The 23,913-nt window shown below is 68.3% G+C and carries 17 protein-coding genes; 12 read left to right on the forward strand and 5 right to left on the reverse strand.

The annotated features are described in order from the left end of the window. The first annotated feature begins 30 nt into the window (after positions 1–30). Entirely contained in the window at positions 31–951 is a 921-nt protein-coding gene (locus tag KHO18_RS00140) for a LysR family transcriptional regulator (RefSeq protein WP_211942556.1), read from the forward strand. A gap of 6 nt (positions 952–957) precedes the next feature. Here KHO18_RS00140 and KHO18_RS00145 read toward each other — a convergent pair whose 3' ends face one another. After that, entirely contained in the window at positions 958–1,269 is a 312-nt protein-coding gene (locus KHO18_RS00145) for an AsnC family transcriptional regulator (protein ID WP_144202308.1), read from the reverse strand. Between the two features lie 160 nt (positions 1,270–1,429). On the opposite strand from KHO18_RS00145, the gene KHO18_RS00150 reads away from it, so the two are divergent. After that, positions 1,430–1,900 carry an Lrp/AsnC family transcriptional regulator gene (locus tag KHO18_RS00150; RefSeq protein ID WP_092300665.1) on the forward strand — a complete coding sequence of 157 codons (471 nt, stop codon included), beginning with the start codon at positions 1,430–1,432 and terminating at the stop codon, positions 1,898–1,900. 22 nt (positions 1,901–1,922) lie between these two features. Here the strand turns inward: KHO18_RS00150 and KHO18_RS00155 are convergent, their stop codons facing one another. Beyond that, positions 1,923–2,852, reverse strand: coding sequence for a DMT family transporter (locus KHO18_RS00155; RefSeq protein ID WP_144202306.1), 930 nt, complete (start codon positions 2,850–2,852; stop codon positions 1,923–1,925). Positions 2,853–2,988: 136 nt separating this feature from the next. On the opposite strand from KHO18_RS00155, the gene KHO18_RS00160 reads away from it, so the two are divergent. Then, positions 2,989–3,459: an Lrp/AsnC family transcriptional regulator gene (locus KHO18_RS00160; RefSeq protein WP_211942557.1), complete on the forward strand. Its 471-nt coding sequence runs from the start codon at positions 2,989–2,991 to the stop codon at positions 3,457–3,459. Positions 3,460–3,604: 145 nt separating this feature from the next. After that, positions 3,605–6,562, forward strand: a complete 2,958-nt coding sequence (locus tag KHO18_RS00165) for an autotransporter family protein (protein ID WP_144202302.1) — start codon at positions 3,605–3,607, stop codon at positions 6,560–6,562. A gap of 33 nt (positions 6,563–6,595) precedes the next feature. Here KHO18_RS00165 and KHO18_RS00170 read toward each other — a convergent pair whose 3' ends face one another. Together KHO18_RS00170 and KHO18_RS00175 are read right to left on the reverse strand one after the other, a co-directional pair. Beyond that, positions 6,596–8,197: a gamma-glutamyltransferase family protein gene (locus KHO18_RS00170; RefSeq protein ID WP_211942558.1), complete on the reverse strand. Its 1,602-nt coding sequence runs from the start codon at positions 8,195–8,197 to the stop codon at positions 6,596–6,598. Between the two features lie 106 nt (positions 8,198–8,303). Further along, entirely contained in the window at positions 8,304–9,335 is a 1,032-nt protein-coding gene (locus tag KHO18_RS00175; RefSeq protein WP_144202298.1) for a Bug family tripartite tricarboxylate transporter substrate binding protein, read from the reverse strand. Positions 9,336–9,585: 250 nt separating this feature from the next. Here KHO18_RS00175 and KHO18_RS00180 point away from each other — a divergent pair, with 250 nt between their 5' ends. After that, positions 9,586–10,560 carry a LysR substrate-binding domain-containing protein gene (locus KHO18_RS00180; RefSeq protein ID WP_211942559.1) on the forward strand — a complete coding sequence of 325 codons (975 nt, stop codon included), beginning with the start codon at positions 9,586–9,588 and terminating at the stop codon, positions 10,558–10,560. Here KHO18_RS00180 and KHO18_RS00185 read toward each other — a convergent pair whose 3' ends face one another. Continuing rightward, on the reverse strand, positions 10,561–11,199 hold the full coding sequence (locus tag KHO18_RS00185) for a uracil-DNA glycosylase family protein (RefSeq protein WP_244844384.1): 639 nt from the start codon (positions 11,197–11,199) through the stop codon (positions 10,561–10,563). It lies immediately after the preceding gene. Between the two features lie 90 nt (positions 11,200–11,289). Between KHO18_RS00185 and msrA the strand changes: the two genes are divergently transcribed. The 7 genes from msrA to KHO18_RS00220 all read left to right on the forward strand — a co-directional run bounded on the left by msrA (position 11,290) and on the right by KHO18_RS00220 (position 23,878). Next, complete coding sequence (gene msrA, locus KHO18_RS00190; protein WP_144202292.1) at positions 11,290–11,796, forward strand: peptide-methionine (S)-S-oxide reductase MsrA; 507 nt, start codon at positions 11,290–11,292, stop codon at positions 11,794–11,796. Between the two features lie 43 nt (positions 11,797–11,839). Continuing rightward, positions 11,840–13,240, forward strand: coding sequence for an FAD-containing oxidoreductase (locus KHO18_RS00195; protein WP_144202290.1), 1,401 nt, complete (start codon positions 11,840–11,842; stop codon positions 13,238–13,240). Positions 13,241–13,371: 131 nt separating this feature from the next. Further along, positions 13,372–13,695 carry a calcium-binding protein gene (locus KHO18_RS00200; RefSeq protein WP_144202288.1) on the forward strand — a complete coding sequence of 108 codons (324 nt, stop codon included), beginning with the start codon at positions 13,372–13,374 and terminating at the stop codon, positions 13,693–13,695. Positions 13,696–13,785: 90 nt separating this feature from the next. Next, entirely contained in the window at positions 13,786–15,483 is a 1,698-nt protein-coding gene (gene aspT, locus KHO18_RS00205; RefSeq protein WP_211942561.1) for an aspartate-alanine antiporter, read from the forward strand. A 222-nt stretch (positions 15,484–15,705) separates the two neighbouring features. Beyond that, positions 15,706–21,585 (forward strand): excinuclease ABC subunit UvrA, encoded by a 5,880-nt coding sequence (uvrA, locus tag KHO18_RS00210; RefSeq protein WP_211942562.1) that lies wholly within the window; start codon positions 15,706–15,708, stop codon positions 21,583–21,585. 189 nt (positions 21,586–21,774) lie between these two features. Next, positions 21,775–22,179: a short-chain fatty acid transporter gene (locus KHO18_RS00215; RefSeq protein ID WP_144202282.1), complete on the forward strand. Its 405-nt coding sequence runs from the start codon at positions 21,775–21,777 to the stop codon at positions 22,177–22,179. Between the two features lie 322 nt (positions 22,180–22,501). After that, complete coding sequence (locus KHO18_RS00220) at positions 22,502–23,878, forward strand: MFS transporter (protein WP_144202369.1); 1,377 nt, start codon at positions 22,502–22,504, stop codon at positions 23,876–23,878. Positions 23,879–23,913 lie beyond the last annotated feature (35 nt).

Raw genomic sequence — 23,913 nt, forward strand, 5'->3', positions numbered from 1 at the left:
CATTCAAGTCACAGGGTGTAGTCAACGCCAATGATCGAAGTCCGCCATTTCCGCTCCCTCGTGGCGATTGCCGAGTCCGGCAAGCTGGCCACGGCGGCAGAGCGTGTGCATGTGAGCCAGTCGGCGCTCTCGCACCAGATCAAGGCCATCGAGGCCCATTACGGCACGCCGCTGTTCGACCGCACGCGCCAGGGCCTGCGCTTCACGCCGGCCGGGGAGCGGCTGCTGGCGCTGGCGCGCGAGGCGCTGGCCGCCATCAGCGCGGCCGAACGCGACCTGCTGCGGCTCAAGGGCGATACCCGGGGGGAGTTACGCGTGGTGCTGGAGTGCCACACGTGTTTCGACTGGCTGATGCCGGTGATGGACGAGTTCCGCCGCCGCTGGCCTGAGGTGGAAATCGACCTCGTGGCGGGTTTCCACGCCGATCCGCTCGCGCTGCTGGCGAACGGCAAGGCGGACATGGTGATCGGCTCCAAGCCGCCAGCCAAGCGCGGGCTGGAGGTGGCGCCGCTGTTCCGCTTCGAGATCCTGGCGGTCATCGCCAACGAACACCGGCTGCGCAACAAGCGGCGCCTGGAGGCGGCGGACCTGGCCGGCGAAACGCTGATTACCTATCCGGTGCCCGAGCAGCGCATCGACCTGATCCGCGAGGTGCTGGAGCCTGCCGGCATCCATCTGCAACGCCGCACGGCCGAGCTGACCGTGGCCGTGCTACAGCTCGTGGCCAGCCGGCGCGGGGTGGCTGCACTGCCGAACTGGGGCGTGAAGAACTACGTCGATCACGACTACGTGCTGGCCAAGCGCATCGGCGCCAAGGGCCTGTGGAGCGAGTTGTACGCAACCGTGCCCGCCGCGATGGCCGACCGGCCCTATGTGGCGGACTTCGTCACCATCGTGCGCGACACCTGCGCGGCGGAACTCGACGGCATCGAACTGCTGGCGCCGGCCTGAGCTGCCTTAGGCGTGCAGCGCCACCGGCTCGGGCAGCGTGACCGAGGCGAGCCCATCGAGCGAATCGATGTCATCGCCGAACTCTGCATCCACGATCCGCACCTCCACGCCATGGCCGATGCGGCGTACGAACACGTGCAGCAGTTCCGGCACCGGCGCGCTGGCGGAGAACCGCACGCCCTGCGCGGCGTTGGCGTCGAAGCGCAGCGCCTGCAGCGTCAGGCCCGTGCGGCGGGCATTGGCGAGCACCCATTCCAGGCTGCCGAAGACATCGGCGGGATCGAGTTCAAGGGCGAGGTCGAGAGTGGGCAGCGACATGGCAGGCGGTCCGGATGTGATGCGAAAGGTGTCCGGTAAATTTACCAGCACGGGCGAAAAATGAGCTTCTGATTTTTCTCCGATGCCAGGGTAAATGAAGAAAAAACTGCGGATTATCATACAATCTCCGGATAATTCTTCTTTCTTAAGCGAATCCGCCATGTCGAACCTTCCCAAGCTCGATGACATCGACCGCCGCATCCTGCGCGAACTGCGCCGCGACGGGCGCATCTCCAATGCGAAGCTGGCCGAGCTGGTTGGCCTGTCCGCCACGCCGTGCTGGAACCGGGTGCGGGCGCTGGAGGAAGCAGGGGTGATCGAGAGTTACGCGGCGCTGCTGAACCAGAAGGCGCTGGGCCTGCCGGACACGGTGCTAATCGAAGTCACGCTGGACCGCCACGACGACGACATGTTCCGCCGCTTTGGCGAGGCGCTGGCCGAACTGCCCGAAGTGCTCGAGGCCCATCTGCTGACGGGCGAGTACGACTACCTGATCAAGGTGGCCGTGGCCGGCACCGAGGGCTACGAGGAATTCCTGCGCCACAAGCTCTACAAGCTGCCCGGCCTGCGGCACAGCCATTCGACCTTCGTGCTGCGCACGCTGAAGCGCGAACCCTCAGTCCAGCCGTAGTCGCTAGTCATTTTCCGAAATATCAGCGCGACGCGGCCAGTTTGCCCAGGCGAGGCGCCAGCGCCGTGGTAATGACGCCGAGCCCGATCAGCGCGAGGCCAATCGAAAGATCCGCGGAAATGCGCTCGTGCCAGGCCACTGCCGATAGCAGCAGGCCGAGCAGCGGCACGCCGAGCATGGCGATGGACGTGGCGGCCGGCGGCAGCGACTGCGTGACATTGAGCACGACGATAAAGGTCAGGGCCGTGGCGAGCGGGCCGGTGTAGAGGATGACCGGCCAGATGTCCGCCATGGCGCCGAGGTCCGGCGTGCCATCGCGGAACAGGGCCAGTAACAGCAGCGGCACCGTGGCCACCGCGCACTCCCACGGAATCATGTCCGCGCCGAGCCGCACCGCGCGGTGCGCGCGCAGATGGATGATGCTGACCGACCACGCCAGCGACGCGCCCAGCAGCATGGTCAGCCCCATCACGGTATGCAATTCCCAGCCGCCCAGCGCGGGCGCCACGATCACGGCGATGCCGGCGTAGCTGAACGCCGTGGCCAGCCATTGCAGCCGCGACGGCCGCTCGCCCAGCACCAGCGCGGACAGCGGAATCACCCAGATCGCCGTGGCGTAGGCCACCACCGAGGCCCGCCCCGGCGCCACGTATTGCAAGGCCCACAGCGCCAGCGCCGTGAAGGCGCCCATCTGCAACAGCCCCACGCTGACCACCAGCGGCCATTCCTGCCGCGTTGGCAGGCGCAGCCGGCGCAGCGCGCCGAGCACCACCACGCTGATCAGCGCTGCCGAGCCGAAGCGCAGCGCCGCGAACCACAGCGGGCTGACGTGGGCCAGGCCGAGCTTCATCACGGGCCAGTTGCCGCCCCAGATGGCGACGGCCCCGATCAGGGGCAGGAATTTCTTGAGTCCGGCGGCCGGAGCGGCGCCGGCGGGAGCTTGGGCAGACATCGGGAAAGGGGTTCCGGAGCGGGTGCGGGTGCTGAAAAGTCTACGTCTGGTTGCGCCGCAGCAATGACTGGATTCGACTGCGCCAGCCGTAGATTCCAGCATAGAATGCCGTCTTTGCACGAACGGGAAGCGCAACATGCTGGACATCGATCTTGACGCCACAGATATCCGGATCCTGAGCGAATTGCAGCGCGACGGCAGCCTCACCAACGTGGAACTGGCCAGCCGCGTGAACCTGTCGCCGTCGCCCTGTCTGGCGCGGGTGAAGCAGCTGGAGAAATCGGGCGTGATCGCGCGCAAGGTCACGCTGCTGGACGCGCGCCGGCTTGGCCTCAAGGTGGTGGTCTTCATCTCGATTTCGCTCGATAAACAGCGCCGCGAAACATTGGACGAGTTCGAGCGCCGCATCGGCGCGTTGCCGCAGGTGATGGAGTGCTACCTGATGTCCGGCGATGCCGATTACCTGCTGCGGGTGGTAGTGCCCGACGTGGACTCGCTCGAGCGTCTGATCATCGACCAGATCACGCGCATTCCGGGCGTGGCGAGCATCCGCTCCAGCTTCGCGCTGAAGCAGGTGCTGTACAGCACGGCGCTGCCGCTGGGGTAATTGATTCGACTGGGCGTCATCCGCAATTTAAGGGAATTCCCATAGCAATAGGAAATGTGACTCGTGAGAATGCGCAACGCCCCGGAAGGCCGCGCCAGATCTGGCGTGGCGGGCCGGGCCTTTCTTCTTATTCTTCGAGTCCATCATGCAGTCGTCTTACTCAGTTCGGGCCCGCGAGCAACGCAGGGCCATTACCACGCGCCTGTCCGTGATCGCCACGGCTTGCCTCGCGTTTTCCCAACCTACGCTGGCCACTCAGATCCTCGCGCCGGGCGTTGAAGTGCAAATCGATGATGGCCGTGCCATCGAGACCGGCACGACACCCGGTACGGCAGGCATTGCGGTCCTCGCCACCGAAGGCGGCAGAGTCCGCATCCTCGATAGCGGCGGGGCGATTTCGGTCACGACCGAAGGCGGCGGCGCGCACGGGCTGGCGGCCATGAGCGGGAGCACCATCGACATGCGCGGCGGCGGTATCGACACCGACAACGCGATGGCGTTGTACGCCATCAACGCAAACAGCCGCATCGGCCTGGACAACGTCCAGGTGTTCTCCGGCAGCGGTTATGTGGGCGTGTGGGCCGGTGATGGCGCGACCATCGGCATCGATGGCGGCACGGTGACGGCCGATCGCGGCAACGCGCTCATGGCCTTCGAGAATGGTGCCCGGATCGACGCGCGCGACACCACGATCAACGCCAGTGGCGACAATGCCGCCGGGGTGGAAGCCAACCTCAATGGCATCGTGACGGTGTCGCGCGGCGTGGTCAACACCAGCGGACGCAACGGGCACGGGCTCTATGCGATTGGCGGCGGCGGCGACACGCTCGTCGATGCCACCGGCACGCGGATCCGTACGCGGGGAGAGCGCGGCCACGGCGCCCACGCCGTATCAGGCGCCGTCCGGGTGCGTGACACAGAGATCGTGACCAGCGGATACGCCGCGGCGGGCGTCTGGGCCGATGGCATCAACGACCCAAGCGGCTACGTCAGCAGCGCGGAACTCCATGGCGGCACCATTCAAACGACGGGCGAGGCAGGCTATGGCATGGGCGCGCTATCGGGTGCCACGGTGGTGGCCCATGACGTGGCCCTGACAACGGCTGGCGAAGGGGCCGCCGGGGTGTTCGCCATGCATGGCGGCTCGGTAACGCTGGACGGCGGCACGGTCACCACCGAAGGCGCGGAAGCGCAAGGCCTGATGGCGTTTGGCGGCCGAACCGGCACGACGCTGCGCGCCACCGCACGCGCCGATGGCGTGACGGTCACCACGCGCGGCGCACGGGCCCAGGGCGCGGTCGTGGGCGGTGCTGCCGACCTGGACCTGAATGCCAGCACCATCACCACGCATGGCGTCAACGCCGCGGCGTTGCACGCGGAGGCCTATGATGCTGGCACCAGCACGGCCATGATCGTGGACTCGCAACTCGCCGCCAACCAGGCCGCCGGCATCCACGTGGTGGGCAGCGCGCTGGACGCCACGCTGCGGCGATCGTCCCTGCTGGGCAGCACGAACGGGGTGGAAGTGCTGAACGCCGACGACGGCACGCGGGGGACCCTGAGCCTCGCCCTCGAATCGTCAACGCTGGATGGCGCGGCACGCGTGGATGCCGGCAGCACGTTCAACCTCTCCGTGGACGCACAGTCGGCCTGGAACATCAAGGGCGATGCCATGGTGACCAGCCTGGCCAATGGCGGCACGGTGAACCTGGCTACGCGAGCCGGCGCCACGCCAGGCCAGACGCTGACCGTGACGCGCGACTATGTCGGCACCGGCGGAACCGTGCGGCTCGCCACGCAGATGGGCGGCGATGCATCGGCCACCGACAAGATCGTGCTGGACGGCGCACGCGCCTCGGGCGATACCAGCCTGCTGATCCGCCATGCCGGCGGCGAGGGCGCGCAGACGGTACAAGGGATCCGCCTTGTGGAGACGCGCAACGGCGGCGCCACCGATGCCGCGGCATTCCGGCTGAACCCGGGCTCGGACGGCTACCGGCAAGGCGTGGGATCGATCGCCGCTGGGGCGTATGACTACCAGTTGGTGCGGGGCGGCGAGGGAGGCAAGGCCGAAGACTGGTATCTGGTGGCACAGGCCCGGACCGACGGCCAGCCTGACGACGTCACGCCACTGCCGGCGCTGCGCCCCGAAGTGGGTGCCTATCTCAATAACAAGCTCGCCGCCAGCACCCTGCTGTTCCATACCCTGCGCGACCGGGAGGGCGAGCGCGCCGCAGCCGGTACCAGCGACGCCGACGGGCCGGGCCGCAACGCCTGGCTGCGCACGGTAGGCTCCACGGCCAGCCGCAACGGCGCGCTGGGCCTGACCGGCAGCGACACCCGTTACCTCGTGCATATCGGTGGCGATGTGCTCCGCTTGCCGGTGGACAAGGGCAGCATCCATGTGGGCGTGATGGGCGCGTACGGCGGCAGCCGCAACGCGTCGCGCAACGGGCCGCTGGCCGCGCACGGCAAGGTCGATGGCGTCAGCGCGGGGGTCTACGGCACCTGGTACGGCGACCGTCACACGGAAACCGGTCCCTACGTGGACGTGTGGGCCATGTATGGCGCCTATGACAATGAAGTGAACGGCGCGGGCCTGCCCTCCGAGCGCTATCGCTCCTCCAACCTCGTGACGTCCATCGAGGCCGGCCATGCCTTCCCGCTCCACCGCTCGGCGGACGTGCGTACCTATCTGGAGCCGCAGCTCCAGATCCTCTACGCAAACTACTGGGCGGACCGCCATGTGGAGCAGGGCGGCACCGCGGTCAGCCAGCTGTCGGAGAGCAGCCTGACCACCCGCCTGGGCCTGCGCCTGCATGGCGATGTCAGCCATCCCGAGACCGCCGGCAGCCCGATCGGCGTGATGCGGATGAAACCGTTCGCCGAGATCAACTGGTGGCATGGCCCCGCTTCGCAGACCGCGCAGTTCGACAGCTTCGTCGTCCGTGAGGATCTCCCCGCCAACCGTCTCGAAGGCCGGATCGGCATGCAGGGCGATGTCACGCGGCGCCTGACCGTATGGGGCAGCGTCGGCTTCGAGGCCGGCGCTCACGACTACACGGCCGGCAAGGCGCAACTGGGCATGCGCTACCGCTGGTAAGGCCCCGCTGATAGCGATGGCCGTCTGGCGGGGTCAGAATCCCACCGGATAGCCATCCTTGCGGGAGTCCGATGCCGCCGCATAGCCGTGCGGCATCTTCATCGCCATCTGGGCCCCGCCGAAGTCGAGACTGTCGGCGGGCGCCTGCTCCACCTTGTGTCCCATGGCGCGCAGCCCCTCCACGGTGGCGGGCGGGCAATGGGCTTCCACGGCTACCCCCACGTTATCGTCCATCACGCGCCAGCGCGGCGCGTCGCTGGCGGCCTGCGGGTTCTGGCCGAAATCCGCCAGCCGGCTGGTCATCTGCACGTGGCCCTGCGCCTGCATCGACCCACCCATCACCCCGAACGAGGCCAGCGGCGCACCGTCGCGCATCAGGAAGCCGGGAATGATGGTGTGGAACGGGCGCTTGCCCGGCGCCACCTGGTTCGGATGGCCGGCTTCCAGGCTGAAGCCCCAGCCGCGGTTATGCAGCGCGATGCCCGTGCCGGGCACCACCACGCCGGACCCGAAGCCTTTGAAGTTCGACTGGATGTACGACACCATCATCCCGTTGCGGTCGGCGGCGGTCAGGTAGACCGTGCCGCCCGTATGCGGCTTGCCCGGGCCGGGGTACGACGCCTGGTCGGGGCGAATGGCGCGTGCGCGTTCGGCCAGGTAGGCGGGGTCCAGCAGCGCCTCGGGCGGCACCGCGCCGGGCCGGCGCATGGCGTCGATATCGCCCACATGGGCCTGCAGGTCGGCAAAGGCGAGCTTCATCGCCTCGATCTGGAGGTGCATGGTGCGGGCGCTGTCGAGCCCGGACTCGGCAATATCCCAATGTTCGAGCATGCCCAGCGCCATCAGCGCGCCAATGCCCTGGCCGTTCGGGCCGATTTCGTACAGTTCCAGATCGCGGTAGGCCATGCGGATCGGCTCGACCCAGTCCGCGCGGTGGGCGGCGAGGTCGGCTTCGTCGATGCGGCCCCCGGTGGCGCGGGCATGGTCGGCAATCTTTCGTGCCAGTTCACCGTGATAGAAGTCCTCCCCGCCGGAGCGGGCGATGCGGGTCAGCGTTTCCGCCTGTCCGGGGCAGACAAAGCGCTCGCCGGGCAGCGGCGCCCGGCCACGCGGGGCGAACGATTCGGCAAAACCGGGCTCGTTGCGCAACACCGGCACCTGGGCCTGCCACTGGCGATGGACCGTATGCGAGACCACGTAGCCATGGGTGGCGTACTCGATGGCCGGCTCGAACAGGTCCTCGAACGGCAGCGAGCCGAAGCGTTCCCACGTGGTGCGCCAGCCCGAGACTGCGCCGGGCACCGTCACGCTGTCCCAGCCGGTGAAGGGCATGGCGCTGTGGCGGGCGAACGATTCGGGCGTCCAGGCACGCGGCGCGCGGCCGGAGGCGTTGAGGCCGTGCAGCGTCTCGCCGTCCCAGATCAGCGCGAAGGCGTCGCCGCCAATGCCGTTCATGCACGGTTCCACTACGGTCAGCGCGATGGCGGTGGCCAGCGCGGCATCCACGGCATTGCCGCCCCGCGCGAGCATGCGCAGGCCGGCGGCTGCTGCCAATGGTTGCGACGTGGCGATCACATTGTCGGCAAGCACCGGCAAGCGGCGCGCCGTGTACGGAAAATCCCAGAAAGCGGTCATGAACGGCTCGGACAAATTCGAAAAATGGGCGGCGCCAGCCAGGCTGGGGACGAATCGGGCCGCCGCCCCGGGAGGGTTGCTGAACTGCGGTGAGACCGGGCGGGGCTCAGTCCACCTTGACCTTCGCGGCCTGCGCCACCTTGGCCCAGTCGCGCATTTCCTCGTTAATCATGCGGCCGAACTTGTCCGGCGCCGAATAGACGATCTGCACGCCCTGGGCGTCCATGGTGTCGACCAGATCGGGCTGGGCCAGCACGGCCTTGGTGGCGGCGGCCAGCTTCTCGATCACCGCCGGCGGGGTGCCCTTGGGGGCCACCAGGCCGAACAGGTTGTTGGCGCGGAAGTCCTGGATGCCGGCTTCGCCCATGGTCTGGGCCTCGGGCAGGGACTTCACGCGCTGGTCTGACGCCACCGCCAGCAGGCGCAGCTTGCCCGCCTTCACGTGCGGCAGGGCCGACGGAATGCTGTCGAACATCATCGCGGAACGGCCCGCCATCAGGTCCGGCAGCGCGAACGAGCTGCCCTTATAGGGCACATGCACCACGTCCACCCCGGTGCGCAGCCGGAACAGCTCCGACTCCAGGTGGGACAGCGTGCCCGACCCCTGCGAGGCGAAGTTGTACTGCCCCGGCGACGCCTTGAGGTACTTCACCAGTTCCGGCACGGTCTTCACGGGCAGCGTGGACGGCACCACGAGGATGTGCGGCACATTGCCGATGCCGGCGATCGGCACGAAATCCTTGGCGAGGTTGGCCGGCTGGTTGCTGTAGGTGACGGCGGCGATGGCGGCGTTGCTGACGGCGGCCATGTAGAGCGTGTAGCCGTCCGGCGCGGCCTTGGCGGCGTAGCCCATGCCCAGCGCCCCCCCGGCGCCCGGGCGGTTTTCCACCACCACCGGCTGCTTGAGCACCTGGGAGAGCCGCGTACCCACGGCGCGGGCCAGCACGTCGGTGGCGCCGGCGGGCGGGAACGACAGCACGAGCTGGATCGGGCGATCCGGATACTCGGCCAGCGCGGCGGGCGCGGCCAGGGCGCCCGAGAGGCCGGCGGCGGCAACCAGCAGCGGCAGGGCGCGGCTCAGGATGGTGCGCGCATGCGCCGGAGCGGTGCGGGCGGGCAGGAGAGATGACTTCAACATGATGGAGAGACTCCGAGGGCGATGGGTTGCGGAACATCTGACGCACCGGCCGCTGTCTCGCGGGCTCTGTCGCGCCTGTCATGCCAGGGGCCGGGCCCCATGGGGCGGCCTGCTGTTGGGAGTGGGATCGATTCTAGGCACGGTCCGTGCATCGTGGGATGCAAATTGGCCATGAACCTATGCGAAACCGGAATAGGGCTTGCGCATCCGGGCGCCGCAGGAGTCCGTGGCCCGGTCATGGGGTTGCATCATGCAGTTGAAATGGATTGAAGACCTGCTTGTGCTGGAACGCACACGCAGTTTCTCGCGTGCCGCCGAGTTGCGGCACATCACGCAGTCGGCGCTGTCGCGCCGCATCCGCTCGCTGGAGGACTGGGTGGGCGCCGAACTGGTGGACCGCAACACCTACCCGCTGGCGCTGACACGGGCCGGCGCGGCCTTCTGCGAGACCGCCGGGCAGGCCGCGGACCTGCTGCTGGACGCCCGCGCCGCCTTGCGGCGCGAGGCGTCGCTGCCGGGCAATGCGATTGACATCGCGGCGGGGCACACGCTCTCGCTGGCCTTCCTGCCGGCCTGGCTCAAGCGCTGCCAGCAACGCTTTGGCGACTTCCACGCGCGCGTGGTGGCAGCCAATGTGCTGGATGCGGTGGTGGCGCTTTCCGAGGGCCACTGCGATCTCATGCTCGGCTACAACCACCCGCGCGTGCCGGTATCGCTCGATGCGGAGCGCTTCCTGAGCCTGACCGTGGGCGCCGACACGCTGCTGCCGGTCTCCGCGCCCCGGCCCGATGGCCGCCCGCGCTACGCCGTGCCCCCTGCTACCCGGGGCGACGCGCCACCCATCCCCTTCCTGGCCTACACGCCCAACACCACGCTCGGGCGCGTGCTCGACACCGTGCTGGAGGCGCACAACGCGCACCGGGGGCTGGTGCGCTGCTACGAGGCCGACATGGCCATGCTGCTGCTCAAGATGGCCACCGAGGGCCACGGGCTGGCGTGGCTGCCGCTGAGCACCGCCGCCGAGGCGCTGGCCGATGGCACGCTGGTGCATGCCGGCGATGCCTCCTGGTACGCGGAGCTCGAGATCGTCGCCTATCGGCCCGTCATCAGCAGCAATCCCACGCTGCTGGAGTTCTGGCGGATGCTGGAGACGCCCGGGTCGGCCACGCCCCGGCTGGTTGCGTCGCGGGCAGAGGTGCCGGCCGTGCTGGCTTCCGCCGCGTAGCTATCGTAGCGAATCGACGAGTTTTTCCCGCACGGCGGCTTGCAGCGCGGGCAGCAGCTCCGCTTCGAACCATGGATGCTGGCGCATCCATCCCACCACCCGCCAGGACGGATGCGGCAGCGGGAACACATGCGGCCCGGCCGCGCGGAAGTTGCGCACGGCATCCGTCATCGATCCGCCGGCACCCTTCGGCAAATAGCGCGCCTGAGCGTAGCTGCCGACCAGCAGGGTCAGGCGGTCTGGCGGCAGGTGCTGCAGGATGGCTTCGTGCCAGAGCGGCGCGCATTCGCGGCGCGGCGGCAGGTCGCCGCCCGCGCCTTTGCCCGGATAGCAGAACCCCATCGGCATCAGGGCCACGCGGCTGGCATCGTAAAACTGGTCGGGGGTAAGGCCGGTCCAGGCGCGCAGGCGGTCGCCGCTGGGGTCGTCGAATGGCACGCCGCTGGCGTGCACGCGCGAGCCCGGCGCCTGCCCGATGATCAGGATGCGTGACGTGGCGCTGAACTGCACCACGGGGCGCGGCCCGGCGGCGAGGTCGGCCGCGCAGCGCGTGCAGGCGGCGATCTCGTGGCGCAGGCGCTGCACGGCATCGGTGGCGAAACTCGGGGAGGAGGGCGGGGACGAGGGTGGGGACGGCATGGCCATTCTGCGAAATTCCTGAGGCATGCGTATATTACTGGTCCATGCGCCGGCGCTCTGGCCGGCCGCCAGAATGAAAGGATCAGACGTATGACGACGCAAACCGAAACCGCCATCCTCGCCGGCGGCTGCTTCTGGGGCATGCAGGACCTGCTGCGCCGCTATCCGGGCGTGCTCTCCACGCGCGTGGGCTACTCCGGCGGCGATGTGCCGAACGCGACCTATCGCAACCATGGCACCCATGCGGAAGCCATCGAGATCGTGTTCGACCCGAAGCAGATCAGCTATCGCCAGATCCTCGAATTCTTCTTCCAGATCCACGATCCGACCACCAGGAACCGGCAAGGCAACGATATCGGCACCAGCTACCGCTCCGCCATCTTCTATATGGATGACGAGCAGAAGCAGGTCGCCGAGGACACCGTGGCGGATGTGAATGCCTCCGGGCTGTGGCCGGGCAAGGCGGTGACGGAGATCGTCCAGGCCGGCCCGTTCTGGGAGGCGGAGCCCGAGCACCAGGACTACCTGGAGCGGATTCCGAATGGCTATACCTGCCACTTCGTGCGCCCCAACTGGAAGCTGCCGGCGCGCGTGTAATCCCCCCGCTGCCACACGGCCGGTGTGCCGATGAGGAGGCTGTATGTCGGATTCCCCTGAAATCTTCGACGCCATCATCATCGGCACCGGCCAGGCGGGCCCGTCGCTGGCGGGCCGGCTGACGCAGGCCGGCATGACCGTGGCGATCATCGAGCGCCATCAGGTGGGTGGCACCTGCGTCAACGTGGGCTGCACGCCGACCAAGGCACTCGTCGCCAATGCCTATGCGGCCCATCTGGCGGCGCGCGCGGCGGACTTCGGCGTGATGCTGCCGGGGCCGGCCCGCATCGACATGGCGCGGGTCAGCGCCCGCGTGGCGGAGATCAGCGGCAAGTCCCGCGCGGGGCTGGAGGGCTGGCTTGGCGGCATGCAAGGCTGCACGCTGATCCGTGGCCACGCCCGGCTGGAGAGCCCCCGCACCGTGCGCGTGGGCGACCGCCTGCTACGCGCGAACAAGATTTTTCTCAATGTGGGCGGCCGCGCGCTGGCACCGAAGGAAATCGGCGGACTCGCAGACGTCCCCTATCTGACGAATACGAACATGGTGGCGATGACCGAGGTGCCCGGGCACCTGATCGTCATCGGCGGCAGCTATGTGGGACTGGAGTTCGCGCAGGTGTTCCGCCGGCTCGGCGCGCAGGTCACGGTGGTGGAGCGCGGCAAGCACCTGATTGCGCGGGAAGATCCTGAGGTCTCCCTGCAAGTGCGGGAGATCCTGGAAGCGGAAGGCATCCGCATCCGCTGCGGGGCGGAGTGCATCCAACTGCACCCGCATGCCGACGGCGCGGCGGTAGGCGTGAATGGCCCGGGTTGCCCGGGCGGCGCGGAGCAGATCGCCGGCACCCACGTGCTGCTGGCCGTGGGCCGCCGGCCGAACACCGACGACCTGGGACTCGACAAGGCCGGCGTGGCCACTGATGCGCGCGGCTATATCGATGTGGACAACCAACTTCGCACCAGCGTGGACGGCATCTGGGCGCTGGGCGACTGCAACGGGCGCGGCGCCTTTACCCACACCGCCTACAACGATTTCGAGGTGGTGGCGGCCAATCTGCTCGATGGCGCCCAGCGCTCGGTGGGCGACCGGATTCCCGTCTACGCGCTGTTCACCGACCCGCCGCTGGGCCGCGTCGGCATGACCGAAGCCCAGGCGCGGCAGGCCGGCCACCGGGTGCGCATCGGCAAGCGGCCCATGACGCGCGTGGCGCGGGCCGTGGAGAAGGGTGAGGCGCAGGGCTCGATGCGGGTGGTGGTGGATGCCGATACCGACAAGATCCTCGGCGCCGCCATCCTCGGCCCGGGCGGCGACGAGGCCGTACACATGGTGCTGGCCGCGATGGCCGGCGGCATGACCGCCACGCAGATGACCCAGACCATGGCCATCCATCCCACGGTATCGGAGTTGATTCCGACGATATTCGGGGAGTTGTCGAAGCCGCGTTGAGCTTCGCCGACGCCCGACTATTTTCATATCTGCCGCAAAAAGTCTAACTACAGGACCGCAAATCGCTGCGATAGAGTCACACAGGCTGTGGCGCCCCGAGCGCTGAATACAACACAACCTGGGAGACAACCATGACTTCGAAACTCGTAGCAGCCGCGTGCCTTGCGGCGATTGCCGCTTTCACGGCCACGGCCGCCAGTGCGCAGCAGCAAAAGCCGGCTAACGCACAGGAGGCCAAGGCTGCCTTCGCCGCGAAATTCAAGGCCGCCGATACCAATCAGGACGGCAAGCTGAGCCGCGAGGAGGCTGAGGCTGGCATGCCGGAGGTCTACAAGAACTACGACAAGATCGACACCAAGAAGACCAACGGCATCACGCAGAAGCAGATCGGCGCCTACTTTGCGGCGAGAGCCAAGCAGCAAAAAGCCGCGCGTGATCCGGGCAGCCTGAACTGACGCGAAGGGAAGTCAGCGGGGACGCGGCGCCGCAGGCCGTGGACCCCGGCTGGGCCGTTGTTGAAATGGCCGTCCGCAAGAGAGGTCACCATGCAATGTTCGGTCGGAGTCTTCAACGACGTGCCCATGGCGGTCCTGTTCGTGACCGTCGGGCTCGGCTATGCGGTGGGCAAGCTCAAGATCGGGCCGATCGGGCTCGGCGGGGTGTGCGGCACGCTGATCGTGGCGCTGTTGATCGGGCAGACCGGCTGCCAGCTCCACGGGGAGCTGAAGGAGGTGGCCTTCGCGCTGTTCATCTTCGCGATGGGCTATTCCGGCGGCCCGCAGTTCTTCGCCAACCTGAACCGCTCCAGCCTGCGGTTCATGGTGCTGCCCCTGATCGAGGCGGTTGCCGTCATCTCCATCGTACTCACCGCCACGCGGATGATGGGCCTGGACGCCGGCACCGCGGCAGGGCTCGCGGCCGGCGCCGCCACCGAATCGGCCGTGGTCGGCACGGCGGCCGAAGCGCTCAAGCACCTTGGCCTGGGCGCGGCGGAAACCACGCGGATGGAATCGAACATCGCCACCGCGTATACGCTGACCTATCTGGTCGGCCTCGTCAGCATTGTCTTCTTCACCAGTCAGGTCGCGCCGATGCTGTTGCGGCTCAACCTGAAGACGGCGTCCCGCGAGCTCGCCACCCGGCTGGAGGCCGCCTCGGATGACGACGTGGCCACGCAACCGGCGCTCCCGCGTCTGGTAGGCCGCGCCTATCGCGCCGAAGGGGCCGCCGGGCTGACCGTCGGCCAGCTTGAACGCCAGATTGGCGGGCGCACCCTCGTCGCAGGCCTGTTTCGCGGTAATGAATCCCTCTCTGCGGACCCGGACCAGAAGATCGAGGCCGGCGACATCGTCGCCCTGATCGGCGTGCGCGAGCGGCTGGTCAATGCGGGCGAACGGGTCGGCGTGGAGGTGTTGCCGCCGTCCGCCCACCACGATGTGCTCCAGCTCGACGAGCGCCAGGTGATCGTCAACAAGCCCGGCCTCAACGGCCGCACGCTGGGCGATCTCGCCCGGATGGCCACGCAACGGCACCTTCGCTTCGTCTGGGTTCAGCAGATCGTGCGCTCCGGCATGAGCCTGCCAATCACGCCGGCGACGCAGCTGCTGCACGGCGATCGCCTGACCCTGGTCGGCACCGACCCGGCGCTGAGCGCAGCCGCGCAGGAGCTGGGCACGGCCGTGCGCCACGTGGACACCACCGATCTCGTCTTCCTCTGCGTGGGGATCCTGCTGGGTCTGCTGGTGGGCATGCTGTCCGTGACCGTGTACGGGATTCCGATCTCGCTCGGCAGCGGCGGCGGGGCGCTGCTGAGCGGGCTGGTGTTCGGCTGGATCAACTTCAAGCGGCCCGGGCTGGGTGACATGCCGCCGGCTGGCGTCCAGTTGCTGAAGGACCTTGGGCTCGCGGTATTCGTCGCCAGCGTGGGCTTGTCTGCAGGCCCCGATGCCATGACGCTGGTGCGCGAGCATGGCGCGATGCTGCCGCTGGTGGGCCTTGCCGTGTCGCTGGTGCCAGCTTGCCTGTCCCTGTGGATCGGCCACGTGTTCCTGAAGATCGAGGGACCGTTGCTGATTGGCGCCATCGCCGGCCAGCACGTCAGCACGCCGGCGATCAGCGCTATCCTGGCGGCCAGCCAGAGTTCGGTGCCGCTGCTTGGTTATACGGTGACCTATGCCATCGCCAATGTGATGCTTCCCGTACTCGGCCCCATCATCGTCGCACTGGCCTACCGGGTGGGGTAGCCATTCCCCAGCCGGAATTCCCATCGCCCTCCGCTGCGCCCTCTGCCGCAGCCACCGCGCTCCACACACTGTACGTTTATACAGTATAGTAGCGCCACACGAGACCCTGCCGGGGCCTGCCAAGCCATCGTAAATCGCCGAGCCGATCGGAGTACGATGGTGGGCTCTGGCGGTCCAACCGCCCCCTGCATTGCGCTTAACCCATTGATTTGCGAGGAAAAATTGTCCGACCATGGCCTGATCCGCATCCGCGGCGCCCGTCAGCACAATCTCAAGAATATCGACCTTGACCTGCACACGGGCCAGATGACCGTGGTGACGGGCCCCTCGGGCTCGGGCAAGTCCAGCCTGGTCTTCGATACGCTCTACGCGGAAGGCCAGCGCCGCTACGTGGAGACCTTCAGCGCCTACGCGCGCCAGTTCCTGGACCGCATGGACCGCCCGCAGGTGGACAAGGTGGACGGCGTGCCGCCCGCCATCGCCATCGACCAGACCAACCCCGTGCGCAGCTCGCGGTCCACCGTCGGCACGATGACCGAGCTGAACGACCACCTGAAGCTGCTCTACGCGCGGGCCGCCGAACTGTTCGACCGCCAGACGGCCCTGCCGGTGCGGCATGACTCGCCCGAGACCATCTACGCCGAACTGGCCGCCCGCACCGCGCCCGGCCAGCCGTTTGCCGATGCCCGGCTGGTGGTGACCTTCCCCGTGGAACTGCCGGCCTCGGCCACCGAGGAAGAGGTGGCGCAATGGCTGTCCGTCAGCGGCTACACGCGCGTGCACGGCCAGCGCGTGGTCGAGTCCACCACCGGTAGCCGCAAGGTGCTGGATGTGGTGGCAGACCGCTTCCGCATCGCCAATGTGGACAAGGCCCGCGCCGTGGAGGCCATCGAGGCCTCGCTCAAGCGCGGCGGCGGGCGCGTCAGCGTAAACGTGGTGACCGATGCCGGCGATGGCCCGGTCTGGCGCTTCTCCACCGGCCTGCACAGCCCGGAAAGCGATATCCGCTACGCGGACCCGCAGCCGGCGCTGTTCTCGTTCAATTCCGCCTATGGCGCCTGCGAGACCTGCCGCGGCTTTGGCCGGGTCATCGGCGTAGACCTGGGCCTGGTGATTCCCGACAGCCGCAAATCCCTGCGCGACGGGGCGATCAAGCCGATGCAGACGCCGGCCTGGAAGGAATGCCAGGACGACCTGATGCGCTACGCCGCCCGCGCCGGCATTCCGCGTGACCTGCCGTGGAACCAGCTCAGCGAGGCCGAGCAGCACTGGGTCATCCACGGCTCGCCGGACTGGAACGGCCAGTGGAACAAGCAGTGGTACGGCGTGATGCGGTTCTTCAACTACCTGGAGTCGAAGGCGTACAAGATGCACATCCGCGTGCTCTTGTCGAAGTACCGCAGCTACACCCCCTGCGAAACCTGCGGCGGCGCCCGTCTCAAGACCGAATCGCTGCTCTGGCGCCTGGGCGACAAGGCCAACGCCGACGCCGTGCTCCAGCCGGGCCACCGCTTCCTGCCGCGCGGCGTGGACTGGGACCGCACCCAGCTGGAAGCGCTGCCGGGCCTGACCGTGCACGACCTGATGCTGATGCCGATTGCCCGCATCCGCCGCTTCTTCGACGATCTGACGCTGCCGAGCGCCTTGCTCGACGACGCCCTCAAGCTGCTGCTGGCCGAGGTGCGCACGCGACTCAAGTACCTGTGCGACGTGGGCCTGGGCTACCTGACGCTGGACCGCCAGAGCCGCACGCTGTCTGGCGGGGAGGTGCAGCGGATCAACCTGACCACGGCGCTGGGCACCTCGCTGGTCAACACGCTGTTTGTGCTGGATGAGCCGAGCATCGGCCTGCATCCGCGCGACCTGAACCGGATCGTGGAGGCGATGCACCGCCTGCGCGACGCCGGCAACACGCTGGTGGTGGTGGAGCACGACCCCTCGGTCATGCTGGCCGCCGACCGCCTGATCGACATGGGCCCCGGGCCCGGCGAGCGCGGCGGCGAGATCGTCTTCGACGGCACGCCGGCGGCCATCCGCCATGAACGCACGCTGACGGGCGACTACCTCGGTGGTCGGCGCCTTGTGACGGATGCGTCGCACTGGCAGCCACGCAAGGTCGATGCGGACACCCCGCGCCTCCGGCTGGAAGGCGCCACCGAGCACAACCTGCGCGATGTCAGCGTGGAGATTCCGCTGAACCGGCTGGTGTGCGTGACCGGCGTGTCCGGCTCGGGCAAATCCACGCTGCTGCAGGACGTGCTGTACCCGGCCATGGCGCGCCATTTCGGCAAGGCCACCGAGTCCCCGGGCGCGTTCCGCGACCTGATCGGCGCCGAACAGGTGAATGACGTGGTCTTCGTGGACCAGTCGCCCATCGGCAAGACTGCGCGCTCCAACCCGGCCAGCTACGTGGGCGCGTTCGACGAGCTCCGCAAGCTGTTCGCCCGCGCGCCGCTGGCGCTCCAGCGCGGCTACACGGCCGGCACCTTCAGCTTCAATTCGGGCGATGGGCGCTGCCCGACCTGCGGCGGCTCCGGCTTCGAGCACGTGGAGATGCAGTTCCTGAGCGACGTTTACCTGCGCTGCCCCGATTGCGACGGCACGCGCTACCGCGCCGAGGTGCTCGAGGTGAAAATCGCCCGCGCCGTGCGCGGCCAGCCGCCGCGCCAGTTGAGCGTGGCCGATGTGCTGGAGCTGACCGTCAGCGAGGCCACGGCGCTGTTCGCCGACGATGCCGCCGTCCTGCGCGTATTGGCGCCGATTGCCGACGTGGGCCTGGAATACGTGAAGCTGGGCCAGCCCGTGCCGACGCTGTCCGGCGGGGAGGCCCAGCGGCTCAAGCTGGCCGGCTTCCTGGCCGAGACCGCGCAGGCCCAGCCGGTGAAGAACCGCAAGGCGGTAATCCTGCCCCGGCGGCTGTTCATGTTCGACGAGCCCACCACCGGCCTGCATTTCGACGACATCGCCAAGCTGATGCGCGCGTTCGGCAAGCTGCTGGACGGCGGCCATTCGCTGATCGTGATCGAGCACAACCTGGACGTGATTCGCGCGGCGGACTGGCTGATCGACCTTGGGCCGGAGGGCGGCGACGCCGGCGGCGAGGTGCTGTGCGTGGGCACGCCCGAGGACGTCAAGGGCTGCGAACACTCCCATACCGGCCATGCGCTGATTCAGTATGACAAGGCCATGGGTGAGGCCGGCACGCTGGCCGCCGAGCGCGCCGAGATGGCCGGGCATGGCCTGCCGTTGCAAGCCGCGCTGCAGGCCAAACGCGCGCGCCGGGCCATCGAGGGCGAGGGGGTGGTGCGCATCGTCAACGCGCATGAGCACAACCTGAAATCGTTGAATGTCGATATCCCGCACGGGAAGTTCAACGTGATCACGGGCGTCTCGGGGTCGGGCAAGTCCACGCTGGCCTTCGACATCCTGTTCCACGAGGGCCAGCGCCGCTATCTGGAATCGCTGAACGCCTATGCGCGGTCGATCGTGCAGCCGGCCGGGCGGCCGGAGGTGGACGCGGTCTATGGCATTCCGCCGACGGTGGCCATCGAGCAGCGGCTGTCGCGCGGTGGCCGCAAGAGCACGGTGGCGACCACGTCCGAGGTCTGGCACTTCCTGCGCCTGCTGTACGTGAAGCTCGGCATCCAGCACTGCGTGCATGACGGCGCGCCGGTGACCTCGCAGAGCGCGGCGTCCATCGTGGCGCAGCTGCTGCGCGACCATCGCGGCCAGCACGTGGGCCTGCTGGCGCCGCTGGTGGTGAACCGCAAGGGCGTCTATACGGATCTGGCCAAATGGGCCAAGGCGCGCGGCAACACCCACCTGCGTGTGGACGGCGAATTCCTGCCCGTAGACCCCTGGCCGCGCCTGGACCGCTTCCGCGAGCACACCATCGAACTGCCGGTGGGCGACCTCGTGATTTCGGCGGATAACGAGGCGGCGCTGCGCGCGCTGCTGGACCAGACGCTGGAGGTGGGCAAGGGCGTGATGCACCTGCTGGCACCGCTGGACGGGCTGCAAGACGCCATCCACGGTGGCCGTGGCACGGGCCACGTCGGCGAAACCAAGGTTTTTTCGACGAAGCGCGCCTGCCCGGTCTGCGGCACGAGCTACCCGGAACTCGATCCGCGCATGTTCTCGTACAACAGCAAGCACGGCTGGTGCACCACCTGCGTGGGCACGGGGCTGGCGCTGACACGCGAGCAGCGCGCGGCATATGACGACACGGTGCTGGGCGCCGACGACAATCGCGGGCGCGAGCAGAGCTTGCCGTCCGAAGAGCAGGAGCCGGAAGGCGTGGGCGATACGCCTTGCGCCGATTGCAGCGGCACGCGGCTGAACCCGGTGGCGCGCGCGGTGACCTTCGAGGCCAGCGCGATTACCGACGTCGCCCAATGGACGGTGTCCGATACGCGGCGCTGGGTGGACGGCCTGCGGCTCAAGGGCCGCGATGCCGAGATCGCGCGCGACGTGGTGTCGGAAATCGCCAGCCGGCTGCAATTCCTGGAGGAAGTGGGGCTGGGCTACCTGAGCCTGGACCGGGCCGCGCCGAGCCTCTCGGGCGGCGAGGCGCAGCGCATCCGTCTGGCAGCGCAGCTCGGCAGCAACCTGCAGGGCGTGTGCTATGTGCTGGACGAGCCGACCATCGGCCTGCATCCGCGCGACAACCAGATCCTGCTGGACGCCCTGCGCAAGCTTGGCGACAAGGGCAACACGCTGGTCGTGGTGGAGCATGACGAAGACACCATCCGCCGTGCCGACCACATCATCGATATTGGCCCCGGCGCCGGCAAGCGCGGCGGGCATCTCGTCGCGCAGGGCGGGGTGGCGGCGCTGGCCGCCGCGCCGGATTCCACCACGGGGCAGTTCCTGGCGCGGCCGATCATCCATCCGCTGCAACCGCGCCGCGCGGTGCGGCCAGCGCGCGCGGGTCGGGAAGCCGAGCCGGCGCAGTGGCTGACCGTGGAGGGCGCCCATCTGCACAACCTGCGCCATGTCACGGCGCGGATTCCGCTGGCGCGGCTGGTGGCGATTACCGGGGTGTCCGGCTCGGGCAAATCCACGCTCGCGCGGGACGTGCTGATGACCAACCTGCTGGACGCCGTGGGGCGCTCGGTAATGTCGTCGCCGGCCACGCGCCGGGCCCGGGCTGCCGCCGAGAAGGCCGGCAAGCCTACGGCCACGCGCGCGCTGAATGTGGCGCATGCGTGGCATGGCTGCACGTCGATCAGCGGCTGGGAGTCCATCGATCGCGTGTTGGAGGTCGACCAGACCCCCATCGGCAAGACGCCGCGCTCGTGCCCGGCCACCTATATCGGCGTCTGGGACGCGATCCGGAAGATGTTTGCGGAGACGCTGGAGGCCAAGGCGCGCGGGTACAGCGCCTCGCGCTTCTCGTTCAATACCGGCGACGGGCGCTGCCCGGCCTGCGAGGGCCAGGGCGTGCGCACCATCGGCATGAGCTTCCTGCCCGATGTGAAGGTGCTGTGCGACGTCTGCCATGGCCAGCGCTTCAACCCGGAGACGCTGGCGGTGACCTGGCGCGGCAAGAACATCGGCGATGTACTGACCATGGAGATCGACGAGGCGGTGGAGTTCTTCGGCGCCATCACGCAGATCGCCCATCCGCTGCAACTGATGAAGGATGTGGGCCTGGGCTACCTGACGCTGGGGCAGCCATCGCCCACGCTGTCTGGCGGGGAGGCCCAGCGGATCAAGCTGGTGACGGAACTGTCGAAGGTGCGTGATGACATCACGCGCCGGGGCCAGAAGGCGCCGCATACGCTGTATGTGCTCGATGAACCGACCGTGGGCCTGCATATGGCCGATGTGGCGCGGCTGATTCGCGTGCTGCACCGGCTGACCGATGGCGGCCACAGCGTGGTGGTGATCGAGCATGACCTCGACGTGATTGCCGAAGCGGACTGGATCATCGACCTCGGCCCGGAAGGCGGGGCGGCCGGCGGCACTATCGTTGGCGCGGCGGACCCGGAAGCGCTGGTGCGGATCGCGGCCAGCCACACGGGCGCGGCGCTGGTGCCGGTGTTGGCGCGCGAACCACAAGATGGCGCCAAGCAGGAAAAGCGGGGGATTGCGGTCTAATGACGGTCGAATAAGAGCGAGAGTGACGAAAGCGACATTATCCAGGTTGCTCCCACTGCATTCCTGGCATAGAGTCGTTCCGATATCCCCGTCATCCGACGGTCCGTAGCCGATACCGGAACCGACCCGATGCCCCGATTTTCGTCACGCTCTCTCTCGCGCCTCTGTTTCCGTTCCTCTGCTTTGCCGATGGCCAGCCTCGGGCTGGCCACGGTCGCCTTGCTGGCAGCCTGCACCACGCCGCCTCCGGCGCCACCCCAGCGGATGCCGGCCCCACCCACCACCACGATCACGCCGGCGCCGGGCGGCGCCTATGGCGCAGCCGGTGGCCTGAGCCGTTCGCAGATGGAAGCCGCCGGCAACGCCTGCGAAAAAGCCGTGACCAGCGCGGTCAAGCAGCGTTATCCGCAACCCGGCAGCGTGATGATGATGCCGGACCGCGAGCGGATCTATCAGCAGAGCAGCACACAGACCGGCGTTACCGGCGAGGGCACCTTCGAGCCCGACGCCTCCGACGCGGCCATGGCCTTCCGCTACACCTGCCTGTTCAACACGCGCACCAGCCGCGTGGACGACGTGCAGATGCGGTACTGATTCGTTGGTGCTGATTCGTTGACTTATCCAGCATCTCGCTGACATCGCGTCCGTAACGGTGGGGAACCCCTCCCCATCGGCTGCGATCTCCCGGCAACTTCCCCCTGATCTATTAAGCGGATGCTGAAGCGCCTTCAGCAGGCCCGCGTGTTTTCCCGTATTGTCTCGATCTGGCGACAAGGACGGCCCCCGATGGGGTCAAGCCCGTCCGGCGCCTTCGCCCCCGATCGCCCCTACTGGTAATCCGACCGTGCAGACCCCCGCCAGCCAGCCGTCCTCCGCGCAGCCCAATCCCGCCACGCAGCCCCCGCTCGACAACGCCATGACGCCCCGCGAGAAGCGCGGCATGGCGGCGATCATGATCGCCGTGGCGCTGGCCACGCTCGATACGGCCATCGCCAACACTGCGCTGCCGGCCATCGCAGCGGACTTGCGCAGTACCCCGCAGGCCTCGGTCTGGATCATCAACGCCTACCAACTGGCGATGGTGGCCACGCTGCTGCCGTTCGCCGCGCTGAGCGGCATCGTCGGTCACCGGCGCATGTATCTGAGCGGGGTGATCGTCTTCGTCATCTCGTCGGTGATCTGCGCCATGGCGTGGTCGCTGCCGTCGCTGGCTGCCGCGCGGGCGCTGCAGGGCATCGGCGCCGCCGCCATCATGAGCGTGAACACGGCGCTGATTTCCGCGATTTTTCCGATGCACCGGCTCGGGCGCGGGCTGGGGCTCAACGCGCTGATCGTCGGGGTGTCGTTCGCCGTCGGGCCGACCGTGGCGTCCGTCATCCTCTCGTTCGGCACCTGGCCGTGGCTGTTCGCCGTGAACCTGCCGATCGGGCTGCTGGCGCTGTCCATCGGCTGGCGCTCGCTGCCGGAAAGCAAGCGCAGCACGCATGGCTTCGACCCCGTGGCGGCCGTGCTCAACGTCATCACCTTCGCGGCGCTGATCTTCGCGCTCGGCGAGGGCGTGCAGCGCGAGCCGGTGGAATACGTGGTGGCTGCCGCCGCGGTGTTCGCCATCGCCTTCGTGCTGCTGCTGCGCCGCGAACGCGGCCACCCGGCGCCGATGCTGCCGGTGGACCTGTTCCGCCGGCCGATGTTCGCGCTCTCCACGCTGACCGCCGTCTGCTCGTTTGCCGCGCAGGGGCTGGCCTTCGTGTCGCTGCCGTTCTATTTCGAGCATGTGCTGGGGCGCAACCCGGTGGAAACCGGCTTCCTGCTCACGCCTTGGTCTGCGGTGGTGGCCCTGATGGCGCCGCTGGCGGGGCGCCTGTCTGACCGCTATCCGCCTGGCCTGCTCGGCGGGGTGGGGCTGGCCGTGATGGCGGCCGGCATGGCGTCGCTGGCGATGATGCCGGCGGACGCCAGCGCGCTGAACATTGGCATCCGCATGGCGATCTGCGGGGCCGGCTTCGGCTTCTTCCAGTCGCCGAACCTCAAGGCGCTGATGGGCAGCGCGCCGCGCGAGCGCTCGGGCGGTGCGAGCGGGGTGATTGCCACGGCCCGCCTGATCGGCCAGGCCATGGGCGCTGCGCTGGTGGCGCTGTCCTTCAGCATTGCCGGCGAACATGGCCCGACCCTGGCGCTGTCGCTCGGCGCCGGCTTTGCCGGTCTGGCGGCCATCGCCAGCGGCCTGCGGCTGGTGACGCCGCAAAGTGCGGACAGCGCGGACAGCGCCGCCATGCGGGCCTCCCGCAAATAAGCGGGCAAATAAGCGGGCAAATAAGCGGGCAAATA

Origin of the sequence: Cupriavidus campinensis, from assembly GCF_905397395.1 — a bacterium.
GTDB classification, from domain to species: Bacteria; Pseudomonadota; Gammaproteobacteria; order Burkholderiales; family Burkholderiaceae; genus Cupriavidus; species Cupriavidus campinensis.